The organism is Pontibacter populi, assembly GCF_019336435.1.
Taxonomy (GTDB): Bacteria; Bacteroidota; Bacteroidia; order Cytophagales; family Hymenobacteraceae; genus Pontibacter; species Pontibacter humidus.
Genome location: NZ_JAHWXQ010000002.1, coordinates 587,417 through 601,789, shown reverse-complemented (window position 1 = coordinate 601,789; position 14,373 = coordinate 587,417). Strand labels below are relative to the sequence as shown.

The following is a 14,373-nucleotide window of genomic DNA, read 5'->3' as shown; positions in this document are numbered from 1 at the left end:
AGCCATGAAAAAGCACATCTACTTTCTCGTTTTCAGCTTCCTGCTGATATCTCTCACAACTATAGCGCAGACCAGAACTATAACCGGTAAGGTAACTGACGCTTCAAATTCCCAGCCATTGCCTGGTGTAGCTGTAGCTATAAAAGGAACGAACAAAGGCGTAGCCACCGATGCCGCCGGTAACTATAAATTGCTGGTTTCTACCTCTGACAAGACACTGTCATTCCGCTACATTGGTTATAAGAGCAAAGATGTAACTATAAAGAAAGACTCAGTTATAAATGTTGCCCTGGAAGCTGATAATCGGGCGCTGGAGGAAGTGGTAGTAACCGGTTATAGTAAGAAGGCTAGCAGAGCTCTGGCTGGGAAAGTAGCAGGGGTATCCGTAATGGCAGACCAGGCAACATTCAGCTACGCGCCGCCTGTATTCAACACAGAAGAATACCAGCACCTGCCCGAAAGCATTTTCCTGGAAGCAAAGAAGAACCCGCTTTCTACGTTCTCCATCGACGTGGACAATGCGTCATACAGTAATGTGCGCCGCTTTATTAACGAAGGACAATTACCGCCTGCCGATGCAGTTCGCATCGAAGAGATGATCAACTACTTTGATTATGATTATCCGCAACCAACCAATGAACATCCGTTTTCGGTAACTACGGAGCTGGCCGCCTGTCCGTGGAATAAGGAGAATCTGTTACTGCACATCGGGCTGCAGGGCAAAGATATACCTACCTATAACCTGCCGGCTTCTAACATCGTGTTCCTGATCGATGTGTCGGGATCGATGATGAGCCAGGATAAGTTACCATTAGTTAAATCCGGATTTAAAATGCTGGTAGAGCAGTTGCGCCCGCAGGATAAGGTAGCTATAGTTGTATATGCCGGAGCGGCGGGTTTAGTTTTGCCTTCAACGAATAAAAAAGCAGAAATGCTGGCTGCAATTGAAGCGTTGGAAGCGGGTGGGGCAACGGCCGGTGCGGCTGGCATAAACCAGGCTTATCAGGAAGCGGAAAAGCATTTTATTAAAGGCGGTAATAACCGGGTGATACTGGCAACAGACGGTGATTTTAACGTAGGCGTATCAAGCTCAGGTGAGTTGGAAAGGCTGATCGAGAAGAAACGTGAAACCGGTGTGTTTTTAACTGTACTCGGTTTTGGAACCGGCAACCTGAAAGACTCACGCATGGAGCAACTGGCTAACAAAGGCAACGGTAACTATGCCTACATCGATAACATCCTGGAAGCTAAAAAGGTGTTCGTGAATGAGTTTGGCGGCACCCTGTTTACCATTGCCAAAGACGTAAAGTTGCAGCTGGAGTTTAATCCGGCCCATGTAAAAGCCTACCGCCTGATCGGCTATGAGAACCGCGCCCTACAGAACGAAGACTTTAACAACGATCAGAAAGATGCAGGCGATATGGGCGCTGGCCATACTGTAACCGCGCTTTACGAAATAGTGCCGGCCGCCTCTAAAAACAACAAAACCGAGCTGCAAACGATAGATGACCTGAAGTACCAGGAGACCAAACTGAACAACAAAGCTGCTGCTACCAACGAATTGCTGACCCTGAAACTGCGCTACAAAGAACCAGCCGGCGACACAAGCAAACTGCTGCAAACTATAGTTACCACCCAAACTGTTGCCCCGGAAAAACTGTCAGACAACTATAGATTCTCTGCTGCAGTGGCGGCTTATGGTATGTTGCTGCGTGAGTCTAAATTCAAGGGAACAGCCAACTACGGCAAAGTACTGGAGCTGGCGCAACAGGCCCGCGGAAAAGACGAAGACGGCAACCGCGGCGAATTTGTGAAACTGGTAAAAGCTGTGCAGCTTATGGATGCCCGGGCCAGCAAAAAGTAACTATAAACTATGTTTTTATACATGCATCCAATCTGTGCGTAGATGCTTACAGATAAACTTTACAAAATGGGTGCATGTATAAATTTGACCAGGTGGCTCGGCTATAGTTTGCTCTTGGTATGGCTGGTGAGTTGCCAGGGACAGGAAGAAAAGGAGCAAACTGTGACTAAGCATCCTGGCGTAGCAGCTGAGGAAGAACAGAAACGGATTTCACTGGTGCAGGATGCAAAACAGGAACTGAGCGACTGGTTTTCGTTTTACAAAATAGATGACAACGCTGCAGATTCGCTTTTTGTATTGCGCGAGGTGTGGGATACCGACCTGCTGACTTTTCCGGTAGCAACGAACTGGCATGAACTGTATAAAGAATTCCCAAAACTGTTCCTCCCATCTCCGGATAAAAGTAAAGTGCTGGATTTGTATAGTTATGAGCGGGTTTTCAGAAAGAGAAGGTTGAAAAAGCCGGAAGTTACTGCCGATTCGCCGGACAGCGAAGTAGCTATAGTTGATCCTGCAAAAGGAGAGAAGACGCGCCTGATGTTTTGTGGCACGCCCTGCCAGTTTGATGATGGCTGGTGGCGCTCTGCAAACGAAGTAGTGGTAGTAGGTTTGGTACAGGACAGCCTAGGGCAACAACATTATCCGGCTATCTGGCAAATTAACCTGACTACACAGGAGGTGCGCCAATATACATCCACCACGCCGGCCCAGCCTGCAAACGATAAAAGTTATTTGCAAAAAGAAGTGTTCAGCAAACTATAGATCAATAAAAAAGAGACGCCTGAAAGCGTCTCTTTTTTATTGATCTATAGTTACAGTACATTCAGCTTTTTTATAACGAGGCCGCGCTCGGTTTTTATGTGCAGGATATACATACCTGGTTTAGGAGTAGCGAGCTTTATTTCCAGTTTATCAGGCCTTGGGCTGGTTACTTTTTCGGAGTAAACCAACTGGCCTAATGCCGAAAATAACTGCACCTGATGCACCTCAAAATCAGCATGCATAAAGCGGATGGTAAAGTTGCCTGTAGTAGGGTTCGGGTATACTTCAATGGCCTGTTCCGGACTAAGCTCTTCAATCCTGAAATCATCAGCCGTTACAGCATAACCACCAATACCGGCTACCTTTATTTTACCTGAACTTGCCCAGCGCGGCACCCTTACTTTAAGCAGCGTCGGAGTAGCTTCCAGCACTACTGCTTTCTGGCCGTTAAATGTAATAGTGTCCTGTTCTCCCAGGGTCAGGAAGTTCTTGCCGGTTAGCGTAACATCAGTGCCAACTGTGCCAATAGCAGGTGTAAAGGAAAGTACATCAGGCGCCGGAATAAACGTAAAGTGAACAGCGCTTTCAGCTATACCGCCTGGCGTTTCTATAGTTACCGGACCATTTTCGGCACCTTTTGGCACCTGCACTTTTAAAGTAGCTGAAGTTGCCTGCAGCACCCTGGCCGACACAGTCCCAAACATTACTTTGTTCCGTTCAGGGGCAGAAGCAAAGTTAGACCCCCTGATTTCTATAGTTGCGCCGGCTTTATCAGTTAGCTTGCTAAGGTTGCTGATGGTCGGTTGATGCCATACTACGAAGGTGTTTATAGTTTGCACTTCGCCACCTTTGCTGAACGCCTCAAACTTACCTGTTACAGCGCCTTCCGGTACTTTTACAACTACTTTATTGCCTTCCCTGCTGATGATCTCACAAACCTGATCGCCCAGTTTTATAGTTTGCAACCATGCTTCAGTTAAATGTTTTCCTTCCAGGGTTACGGTTGTACCTGTTATCCCTTCAATAGGTGAGAAGCTGTTAACTACTGGTGGCTGGTACACTTCAAAGCCAGTGATGCTTTGCGCTACGCCATCGTTGGTCTGAATTCTTAGAATACCGGAAGTGGCGTTAGCTGGCACTATAACTTTTAATTCTGTTTCAGAAGCCGAAACTATAGTTGCCGGCAGGCCATTAAAATACACTTTGTTAAGTGCTGGGTTTAGTGAGAATTTCTTTCCGCTAACAATAACCTCTGTTCCGAATTTGCCGCTTTCCGGGTTAAAACCAGTGATGCCCGGAGTAGCGATAATTTCATCTGCAGTTAGTTTGTCTCCTTCGTTTATAACCTCCGGCATGTCGTAGATGCGGTTGGCGGTAATATTGGTGCGTACAGGCGAGTTATAGTCGAAGAAGATATCTGCAAAGTTCTCTACCAGTGTTTTACCTGGCAGGTCTGCCTTAGGCTTAATGCTGAACTGGATATACCCGTGGCTGCCCGGCTCGTTGCTGTTGCTATCTGGCAGCAGAATGTTGTCGAAGGTCCAGGTGAGAACAGGGCTACCTTTGCCGCTTACATCAAATCTATAGTTATGCGATGCAGATCCCATTTGCAGCGTACTGATATCCAGGTTTTGTGATAAGGTATCCACCACAACAACACGGTAAGCCACATCAGTACCGGTATTCTGGAAACGGATCTTATAGGTGAGCGCCACACCGGTTGGTGTATAGTTCTCGGAAGTGAGACCTGTTGGCGTTACCTGTTTGTCGTTCGGGTCAAAAGAGTCCGTAATCAGCAGGCATTCTTCTGCAACTTCAGCCTCTTCCTCATCTGGTGGCAGGGCATTTACAAAACCCGTGCTGATAGGCGTATTGCTTCCACCTGCCTGGCATCCTTCTATAGTTGCGCTTGCCAGCGTATTATCGCCGTTTCCATCCGGCTGTTCGGCTTCTAAACGGATGGTTTTGCCAACGGCAGGTATCCATAGTACAAGACTATCGCCGGCAGCCAGTTTGTATTGCTCTACCGTCGATAATTTACCGTCTCTGTATATCCTGAAAAGCTTGCCCGTTTCCATATCTTCCGGACCAGTGTTGCGGATAACAAAACGAACTCTGCCTGTAGCAGGGTCGCATTCTCCGGTTACTGTAGCGATTGGTTTTTCGGGAAGTTTGCCCGTCGATATCCATGCTTTGGTACATACCGTCAGGCCACGAACACTTTCATCGCCGCAGGTTACTTTGTCCTGTATAGTTATAGTTTTCGTTTCGCCGGGGGCAACGGTGCCTACGTCAAACACATACATATTATTTGACTGTTTTGTGTAGGGTTTATCTGCTGATAACAGTTCTATTTCTTTAGGAAGTTTTAAGTATACTTTAGCCTTTTCGGCAGCTGCAAAGCCAGAGTTGGCGTAGGTTACCTTGGTTGTACTTTCGAAGCAACGACGTCGGCGCGTAGAGGAAACGCTGGTGGTTAGGTAAGGGGAGAGGGTGACTTTATTACCAAAGTTGTTTTCTGATAACGTACTGTTGAGATGTGAAACAGAAACAACCTTTGGCTTATCTTTTTCGGGTGTAACTTGTACAATCTCTTGCCCTCTTTGTTGAGGAAGTAATTGTGTAAGTTGGTATGTTCCGGTAGTATCAACTACGATTTTGTATTTACCGCTATTATCAGTTTTTCCAAAAATGGATCCTGGTTCAGCTCGCACCAAAAAATCTTTTAATCCTGTTTCCTCCGCATCCTTTACATTGTTGTTATTTTCATCCAGATACACATAGCCTGTGATATAGCTTAATTTGTTTTCAGAGGAAGATGTATTCATAATTAGAATTTGATCTTCTCTCTCTGATGACAATGTTACAATTGTATTACCATCTAAACTTACCGAAACATCATCATTAATATTGGGTAAAGATTTAATAAGTACTCCGTTATCATTAAATATTCTGAGCGTGTTTGAAAAAAAACTGCCATCCTCCTTTGCAACATAAATGTTGTTGTTATTGTCTACACTTATGTTTCTTTTAGCATCATAGTTAAAACCAATACTTTGCCACGCCTTATACTGAAGTTTAACCTCTCCGTCGTTAGAATATTTAAATAAATTATTGAGAGATCGGGAACTAGGGGAGCCTGGAGAATAGTACAGAATATAAATGTTACCTGATTTGTCAACAGAGATATCTTTAGACATAATGACAACAGAAGTAAGATTTGGAGTAGATAACTCAATTAGAGAAATGAACTTACCTGCAGTATCATACTTCATAACTTTCCTGTCACCAAGCACATAAATATAATTATCTAACCCTGCCTTAACTCTAAAAGAGTGGTAAAAAGAAAACTGTTGTTCTGGAAAAGGTTCAAATGTAGATATGTATTTGCCTGATGAACTATACTTTCTTATTTTAAAGGTTCGGTTATCTAATTGATAGACATACAAGGCATCATCTAAACCTGTAGCAATATCAAGTACACGGGAATTGAAAACGGAATTAGAGCCATTGCTTCCAAATTCGTCAACTTTTATTCCCTGCCTATTATACTTCAGAATCTTTCGGCTTATATCATCGCCTACATAGATATAATGCCCCTTTTTATCTATCTCTAAAGCTGATACTCTTATCCTATTTATGTTTTCAGTTTTGCCCCATTCCTTCTCAACTTCTCCTGCTGATGATATCTTGGCAACTTTACCATAACTTGACCAAGTATCAAATTTGGCATACTCATACACATGACCAAAAGATAGGAACACATGGCCTGAAGCGTCAAGAGCTACGCCCATATAAAGATTAAAGGGTATATTGTCAAACTTTTTGGTTAAGCCTTTCTCGCCTGTTTCTTTAAAGGTATATACAGTTGTAGTACCAGCATCTGCTACGTAAAGTGTTCCATCACTACCTACTTCAACACCCGTTGGCCTTATAAAACCCTGTGTGCCACTACCAGGTGTTTTATAACTTACAATAAATTCACCTTTATCACTATACTTAACGATACTCTTATCTTCAGGGTCTGCTATATAAACATTTCCATCAGGTCCTATGGCAACATCCACTGGAGCCTTGATTGTTTTGAATTCAAATAGATACTTACCATCACTATTGAATTTTCTAATAAGATTATTGAGAAAGTCTGTAATATATATACTTCCGTCGGGTGCAACTGCTATTCCCTCCACAGCATAACCTGCGAATGATGTTCTAGGGGTTATAAACTTAAAAAGTAGTTTGCCTTCTCTATCAACCTTATAAACATAGCTATCTAAGGCGTCAAAGATGAACAGATTCTCTTCTTTATCGATGGCTATGGCACGAGCTCTCCCTCTGGATGGGGTTTCTGGAACTGAAATTTCGTTAATATAATTGCCCTCAACATCAAATACTCTGACTATATCATCCATTGCAACATAAATGTTCCCGGAATTATCAGCTACAACACCGAGAGGAGCTGTTAAGGTTGGTCCTATTATGTATTTTGTTTGTGGGTCGGTAGTCTGGGCAAGTAATTGTGTAGATAATAATAGGATAAAAATAAAATAGAGTAAAGCTGTTCTCATAGGCTAAAAGTATAGATGAATGCTATCGCACTGTAAATCTATAAATTAAACTATAAAAATTTACCTATACTCCAGCCAATTATGAGATACAGGTTAAAAAAACAGGCCTCAACTATAGCTAATGTTTAGCTATAGTTGAGGCCTGTTTTTTTAACACGGAGACGTTACTATCTAGTGATTTTGTAGAGCACCGGATGTATATCGCTTGTGTCCTTCTCAGGGATGGATTGCTTTTTCGCCTCCACCTGATCCTCAAAATCAAAAATATTTGTATAGTTGTACTCTTCCATTAAAAAGCCAGATGCAATAATAGCAGCCAGTATAGTTAGTGTAAGAGCAAAGTACCGGATGCTGTTATAAAAATTATGGCGTGTGCGCCAGATAAATAACCTGAGTGGCATTAAGACCGGTTGCAACACAGGCGCTTGTATAATATTGGTCCTGATAGAGTTCATAAATTTTTCCTGCCCCAGCACAACAATGCTACCAACTATAGCCACGTTTACCAGCGCAAAACCGGCCATCATTTGCAGGTAGGGGTTATCATATAAATGGCCGTACATCTGCTGACAAAAGTAAATAGCCCAGATGCTGATGCCGCAAACTATGATGTTTGGCAAACTAAGCCAGAAGTTGTTTTTAGGCTTGTCGTCTTTAGGCGTTGGAATATAAGGTACTTTTATGCGAAGTATGGAATAGACCAAGCCAAGCGTAAAAATCCACCAGGTGCCGGTGCGCAGAATACCACCAAACATATGGAAACCATTTTCATTTGTCTCGTGGAACCAGCGCTGCACAAAATGCCGGATACAGATCGAGATACAGAAGAACGGCGCAAACATCAGCACAAAATCGCCCAGGGGCACATACCACGGAAACTCATACAGTACCAGTGCCAGGATAGGAATGACAAAATCAACCAGGTTAAAAACGCCGAACAGGTAATAAAGCGGTAACGAGAAGTAATGGATCTTCTGGCGCCAGGTAAATTTGCTGAACAGCTTCGGATAAACAGCAAATAGGAGTTCGAAAGTACCGCGTGCCCATTTTATCTGTTGTTTATAGTAAGCAGCCAGTGTGGCCGGCACCAGCCCGCGTGTTAAGATTTTTGGTACATACACCGATTTCCAGCCTTTTGCGTGCAATTGCATGGCGGTGTGCATGTCCTCGGCTAAACCGGCAGCATGGCCGCCAATACTATCCAGGGCCTTACGACGGAACGTACAGTTTGCCCCGATGGCCTGCACGGTGCCGTAGCTGTTCATACCCATCATCATGGGGCCATAAAAACTATAAGTCTGCTCGGCGGCTCCGTAAGCTACCAGGCTTTCCTTGCGGTTACTATAGGCCTGCACTACCTGCACAAAACCAATTTCCGGATCCTCGAAAAAGGGCAGTACTTCGTCTATAAATTCCGGTGCAGGCACATGGTCCGGATCCAGTATCAGGCAAATATCACCGGTAGCGTATTGCAGGGCATTATTTACATTGCCGGCTTTGGCGTTTACTTTTATAGTTCGGGTAATATGCTTTACACCAAGCCGCTGGCAGGCAGCTTTCAGAACGGGGTCGTCGCCTTCGTCACAAAGGTAGGTGGTATGGGGGTAGCGTATGTTCTGTATGGCCTCCAGCGTTTCGATGATCATGCTATGCGGCTCGCCTGGGCACGCTGTTGTAAAAACATCTACGGTAAAAGCAGTTTGCAGCTTAGGGCGCTTGGGTACACTAACCGCAAAGTAATGGTACCACTCGTGCAGGGTGCGTAGCAGTTTAAAGCCAAGAGCAGTTGTAAGTAGCCAGTAAAGCGGCGCATAACCAATGTGGTCTTTGTCTATAAACCAGTACAGGAAAGATGCCATACAGAAAAGTCCAAGCACGATCATGAACCGGATGGTTCTGACGTCCTGCGGGGCCGGCTGTTTTAATTTGGGAGGTACAGTATGGTGTAGAGGTGCCGTAAGCATAATATTACTCTATCAGGGTGAAAGGTGCTTGGGTTTGCTGGTTCGGATAATCGAAATATTCGGATAATTAAAATTAACCTACGTCTGCTATACTCGTATTCTGGCTTATATGTTCTCTTAAGGCAGATTTTTCAACTGCTGGATCTACAAATATTTTTAGAAATGCCCTTGTATCGCTCTTGTATTATAATCTATATATTTTTTATTCTATCTGGTGTTGCTGGCTGTAGTTCCGGCACTGCCACAGAACGCACATATGCTTCCAAAGGCCACACCGTAGAAATTGTCGGTTCCCACGGAAACTATAAGCTGTACCGCCACGGCAAGCCTTATTTTATAAAAGGCGCTGCCGGCTACAAGTATTTTGATCGGGTAAAAGCTTATGGGGGCAACTCGATACGGGTGTGGCACACCGACGAAGCTGAGCGCATATTAGACGAAGCACATGCCAACGGGCTGACAGTAACATTAGGTTTATGGTTGCCCAGAGAAGTTGACGGCTTTAACTACTATGACAAAAAAATGGTAGCTCAGCAAAAGGAAGAGATCCGGGAGATTGTACTCAAATATAAAGACCACCCTGCTTTACTGATGTGGGGAATTGGCAATGAACTATACTCCGAAAGTGCCAATGTAAAAGTGTGGGACGCTGTGAACGGAATTGCGGAAATGATTCATGAACTGGATCCGAACCACCCCACTACCACCACCGTCATGAATGTCCCCCTGAAAGATGTAAACCTGATTGCAGAGCGTTGCCCTGCGTTGGATGTGCTTTCAATTAACTCTTTCGGGGCGATGCACAACCTGCGCGAGGAACTGGCTAAAACCGACTGGAAAGGACCTTACATCATTTCGGAATTTGGTGCGCGCGGCTACTGGGAAGCTTTTTATACCGAATGGCTGGCCCCGATTGAGCAAACCAGCTCTGAGAAAGCAACCTATAGTAAAGAACGCTACGAACGAACCGTTGCAGCAGATTCAGGGCAATGCCTAGGCAGTTATGTATTTATGTGGGGCAGCAAACAGGAAACCACCCCAACCTGGTTCAGCCTTATCGCCGACTCCGGTGAAGAGACACAGTTGGTGCACGTAATGCATGAACTATGGACCGGAAAGAAAAACGACAAAAACGAGGCACCCTATGTAGCTTATTTAACTCTAAACGATAAACATGCCATTGATAACGTTTACCTGAAGCCAGGTGAGCCGGCAACGGCTAGCATCTATGCCTTCGACCCGGAAGGAAAACCGCTCCGCCTCCAGTGGGAAGTGCTGCCCGAAGCTAAACCAGCTGATGGCAATATGGGCAAAGAAGTAAAGCCAACGCCTGTAAAAGGTGTATTACAGCAGGTAGATGGCCACAAGATTTCTCTTACTCCTAAGCAGGAGGGGGCTTACAGGTTGTTTGTCTATTTGTATGATGGAGACGGCAACGTAGCAACAGCCAATTTTCCTTATTTTGTAAAGCGGTAGAGTAGTGTTGTATATGGTTAAGGTGCTGAGCGTAGCTGAGGGCCTTATGTGCTATAGTTTCTCTTTTATCATTTCTAACGTCAGGCGAGAGAGCTCTTGAATCCTCAAGTTCTTCTTTTGTCATTTCGAACAAAGTGAGAAATCTATCTCAGCTTATAGTTGAAGTCTTTTGCAACTGGAACCAAGCCTTTTCTTTCATAGCCTTCTTTAATCTTGGGAGCTTCACTTGCCTACAGTTTCAATCCAGCTTTGATGCCCTCACGGCCGGGAGGCCCCGTCTTCGGGCATCGCGCGGTGTACATTTCTTTTTCTCGTACCTCGAAATGCCCTACAGGCACCAGAAATCTACAAGGCGCTCAACCCAAAGACTGTGAAGTTTCGCATAGTTATAGTTTGTCTATAGTTTGAAGCGGTAAGCTTCGAAATTAATCGTGGTGATAATTCCGAGGGGACAGGTAAACCTGCCCTTACTTGATATAAAATTATACACAAGCTCCTTCCCCTGTTTTTAGGGGAAGGTTGGGAAGGGGTAAAACTGTAACTATAGAACGAAACCTATACTAAATTAAGGGTAGAAATTGTCCCCTTGAGGGGACTACAGGGGTGTTGAAACGGCAACTATAGAACCATAGCGTAAACTAAAGTCACAGCCGAAATTCCCCTCTTGGGAGGGGCTGGGGTGGGTTAACACCGCAACTATAAAACAATAGCCCAATCCTGAAAATCCTCTAATCCTGTAAATCCTGATTCAGACAATTCCTATCCCTGCCAGTTCAATTGAGTCAGGAGATTCGCGGCCACAATAAATAAGAACTATAACCTACCCTTATTTCCCATCCTGGAAACTGTTTATCATGCTTTTATGCAGTTGCTTGGGTGACCAGTAACCACTGGCTATAATGCGGCGAATGGTGTAGAGCGGTTCGTTAGTATCTCTGGATGTGGCAAGCTGGAAAGCTGCTTTTATATTTCTTTTTTTGAGCTCAGGTATAGCCGCTTCATTCCATAGGCCGAAGGGATAGGCAAAATATTCAGTGGGCTTGCCGGTTATTTCTTCCAGCTGGCGAGATGGTTTTTCGATCTGGGTTGGCCAGTCTGCTTCTGTGTATTTTTTGACGTTCTGATGATCCCAGGTGTGTGAACCTATTACATGACCGGCATCTGATAATTCCTTTACCTGCGCATTGGTCATGTAGTTTGGCCGCCCCAGCGATACCGTCATCACAAAAAACACTCCCTTAAAACCATACTCTTCTAATACCGGAGCGGCAACGGTATAATGGTCCAGGTTTGTGTCGTCAAAAGTGAACATAACAGGCTTTTCGGGCAATGGTTTGTTGTGAAGCAGGTAGTCATATAGCTGGTCGGGGAGGATGGAGTGATAACCGCTGTCGGCCAGCATTTTGATCTGGCTCCTGAAATCCTCTTCTTCCACAATGTAAGTCTTCGCCATTTCAGAATCGCGCGGGCGCCAGTTGCGAAGCTGGTGATAACATAAAATAGGTACCTGTTTACGGGCCAGTATAGTTTCGGCATCGGCAGGAAGTTCGCTAACAGGTTCAGTTTCAGAAACAGGTTTTATGTCAGTTGTATCTTTTACTGTAATTATATTTTCTGCTTGTACAGGTGGTACCGAGGAATGTGCTGCATCGGGTGAAAGAAAGAAAAAAGCGGAAGCAACTAGTACTATAAGCAGGATGATCAGCACAAATGGCCGGCGAAAAAAGGTAAGCATAAGGATATGTGTAAAAGCTACCTAATACTACACAATTCCTTTGAAACCAGGAACGAGGCAAAGTAATTTATTTAGCAATTTTATGACGTGCAGCTATAGTTCGGCACTACCCGGAGAAGGTTAACAGGAAATGGAATTCTAATGGAGCCTGCCTAATTAGGATTATAGAAAAGTAATCCGTGAAATGAGTGTCCCAAAGTTAGGTAAGAGCCATTGCTACCAACCTTAAGCAAAGAGAGTCCTCCCAAAATAAATTTATAGTTTCTGCATTGGTCAGATGTTACTTTCTATAGTGTTTCTTCCCATGACCTGAATTTAAGATAGCTTACCTATTGATTATCAGTGGTGTAACATTGTTTGTAGCAGATTTTGAGATCTTCTGTTGTTGAATTCACACCAATTAGTGGAGGGAGTGTTATTTAACTAAATATCTGATTTGTTGCAGGTTGCAATGTGACTGAGGATGCGATGATTAAATGTGCTTTCTCCATGCCTTAACACAAGATATAGTTTACTGAAAGTATAGCCTCAGCATGTTACTTTAATACTAAAACCTTCCTTTATTATACTAATTAATAGAAATAAGTTTGGTATGTAGAAAACTCTTAGTTGGCAGTTCACCAATATAAAACTACCCGGCTATATAACCGGACCTTAGGTAGGGCCGGCTGTACTACACACAAAGCGACTTTCTGCTTTAAACATACCTATAGTTTTGCCAGAGGTGGAGCAACCGGAATTTGTTTCACTTTTAATATATGTTTCACTTTAACACCTTAAAACACATGAAAATTAAAAATTTACTCCTGCTGCCTGCGCTGGTGGCGACACTTTTGTTCTCATCTTGCGAGCAGAAAGAAGAAACAGCGGTAGCTGCAAACGAAGCTTCGGAAATGGCTCTGTCCAGAATTTCGCAGCTTGGCTTTAGCAAAGACAATGTGCAGAAAGTAGAAGGCGGCTACCTGGTAGAAGGTGACATCCTGCTTACTGACAAAGATCTGAACCAGACTACTTTGGTACAGGCGCTACGCGTTGGCGAAACAGAACAGTACCGCACCTCTAACCTGGTTAGCGTTAGTACATCCCGTACTATTTATGTAGCTGTTTCTACCAGCCTTCCTACGGCTTATGTTTCAGCTGTAGATGAGGCTATCCGTCGTTACAATGCAGAAAACCTTCGTCTGAAGTTCCAGCGTGTATCTTCAGGTTACAACATTCTGATCACAAAAGCACCGGCAGGTTCTTCTTACCTGGCATCTGCTGGTTTCCCTTCAAGTGGTAATCCTTACAATAGAGTACAGGTTAACTCTGATTACTTAGGCTCTAACCCTGGTACAAACTACCTGGCTACTATTCTGGCACACGAAATCGGTCACTGCATTGGTTTCCGCCACACTGACTACATGAACCGTGCATATTCTTGCGGTGGCTCATACTACAACGAAGGTGCTTCTACAGTAGGCGCTATCCATATCCCGGGCACGCCAACAGGTGCTGATCCAAACTCATGGATGCTGGCTTGTATCGGTTCTGGTGTGAACCGTTACTTCAACGCAAACGATAAAACTGCTCTTAATTACCTGTACTAACCTCTACCGCTAGTGCAGTAGTAAAGCCCCGGTTGGTCCTGCCTTCCGGGGTTTTACTTTTTATAGTTATACAGCTAAGTCTGAAAGTTTATAGTTTGATCTGCCTCAGATTTATAGTTTGAGGAGACTTGCAGATAATTACCAGTACTAATAGATGGTAGATTGTATAATTAAAGGCTCAGCCTTTTAATAGACAGGAGCAGAGCAGGTTATGGATCACTTTTGAGTTTGTTGACAAGTTCAAACTATAGTTCCACCGTGAATGCCTGGTAAGTACCTAATAATCCGGATGATATGGAATAAATAAATGGGAAGACCTAATGTTAAGGGGTAGATTTTCGGGCATTATTGATGCTGATAAGGAGTCTTTGTCAATATATTGCTTTCTAAGTATATTGTAAATGAAGTTGCAATT

At 44.1% G+C, this 14,373-nt stretch carries 7 protein-coding genes; 4 read left to right on the top strand and 3 right to left on the bottom strand.

Going from position 1 to position 14,373, the window contains the following annotated elements:
• The first annotated feature begins 4 nt into the window (after positions 1 to 4).
• On the top strand, positions 5 to 1,864 hold the full coding sequence (locus KYK27_RS09100) for a vWA domain-containing protein (RefSeq protein WP_199109712.1): 1,860 nt from the start codon (positions 5 to 7) through the stop codon (positions 1,862 to 1,864).
• Positions 1,865 to 1,906: 42 nt separating this feature from the next.
• The gene (locus tag KYK27_RS09095; protein WP_199109711.1) at positions 1,907 to 2,626 is read left to right on the top strand and encodes a hypothetical protein; all 720 of its coding nucleotides are present in this window, start codon (positions 1,907 to 1,909) and stop codon (positions 2,624 to 2,626) included.
• 50 nt (positions 2,627 to 2,676) lie between these two features.
• Here the strand turns inward: KYK27_RS09095 and KYK27_RS09090 are convergent, their stop codons facing one another.
• Entirely contained in the window at positions 2,677 to 7,194 is a 4,518-nt protein-coding gene (locus KYK27_RS09090; RefSeq protein ID WP_199109710.1) for an IPT/TIG domain-containing protein, read from the bottom strand.
• Positions 7,195 to 7,361: 167 nt separating this feature from the next.
• Positions 7,362 to 9,158, bottom strand: coding sequence for a glycosyltransferase (locus tag KYK27_RS09085; protein WP_199109709.1), 1,797 nt, complete (start codon positions 9,156 to 9,158; stop codon positions 7,362 to 7,364).
• 162 nt (positions 9,159 to 9,320) lie between these two features.
• Between KYK27_RS09085 and KYK27_RS09080 the strand changes: the two genes are divergently transcribed.
• Positions 9,321 to 10,634 (top strand): glycoside hydrolase family 2 TIM barrel-domain containing protein, encoded by a 1,314-nt coding sequence (locus tag KYK27_RS09080; protein WP_199109708.1) that lies wholly within the window; start codon positions 9,321 to 9,323, stop codon positions 10,632 to 10,634.
• Between the two features lie 826 nt (positions 10,635 to 11,460).
• On the opposite strand, the gene KYK27_RS09075 is transcribed toward KYK27_RS09080, so the two are convergent.
• Positions 11,461 to 12,369: a polysaccharide deacetylase family protein gene (locus tag KYK27_RS09075; RefSeq protein WP_199109707.1), complete on the bottom strand. Its 909-nt coding sequence runs from the start codon at positions 12,367 to 12,369 to the stop codon at positions 11,461 to 11,463.
• A gap of 785 nt (positions 12,370 to 13,154) precedes the next feature.
• Here KYK27_RS09075 and KYK27_RS09070 point away from each other — a divergent pair.
• Positions 13,155 to 13,958 (top strand): M57 family metalloprotease, encoded by an 804-nt coding sequence (locus KYK27_RS09070; RefSeq protein WP_199109706.1) that lies wholly within the window; start codon positions 13,155 to 13,157, stop codon positions 13,956 to 13,958.
• Positions 13,959 to 14,373 lie beyond the last annotated feature (415 nt).